Origin of the sequence: Psychrobacter sp. 5A.1, from assembly GCF_030407455.1 — a bacterium.
Classification (GTDB): Bacteria; Pseudomonadota; Gammaproteobacteria; order Pseudomonadales; family Moraxellaceae; genus Psychrobacter.
On record NZ_JASDDJ010000147.1, the window covers coordinates 1 to 606 of the forward strand.

Genomic DNA, 606 nt, shown 5'->3' on the forward strand with positions numbered 1-606 from the left:
GATCATGCCTTAACTTATAATGGCTGCCACTCTAGAATAGAAGACCTCATACGGCTTATGACGGTTAGGGGTTGCGGTGTTAGAGATATAGCCGTTATTGCTTCTGTTAGCATGGGCAAAGTGCTCAGTACCATAGGTTCATCCGTTTATGAGATTGGTCCTAAAAAGCGCTACTATGACCGACTAGAGGTTGATGAGTTCTGGACTTACGTGTACCGCAAGAAATGTAAAGTCTGGCTTATTTATGCTTATGACCGCACTACCAATGAGATAGTCGCTTATGTCTGGGGCAAACGTGACTTAAAAACGGCTAAGAAGCTAAGAGATCGCCTTAAACAGCTCAAAGTCAGCTATGACTCTATTAGCATGGATAACTGGGACAGCTTTTTAACGGCTTTTAAAGTTGACCACAAACGAGTGGGTAAACAGCATACAGTAGGTATAGAAGGCAATAACTGTCGCTTGAGGCATCGATTACGTCGAGCCGTTAGAAAAACCTGTTGTTTCTCAAAAAAGCTCGACAATCACTTTAAAGTATTCGATCTGGTATTCTTTTATATTAACTATGGTTATGTCTGATGACAGCATACTTTTTAGAACACCACC

Annotated in this window: 1 protein-coding gene; it reads left to right on the plus strand. The window is 41.4% G+C overall.

What is annotated here, in order from left to right:
* Positions 1-579 (plus strand): IS1 family transposase (locus QL982_RS14500; RefSeq protein WP_290190454.1); only part of this gene is annotated, 579 nt, incomplete at its 5' end.
* Between the last annotated feature and the right edge of the window lie 27 nt (positions 580-606).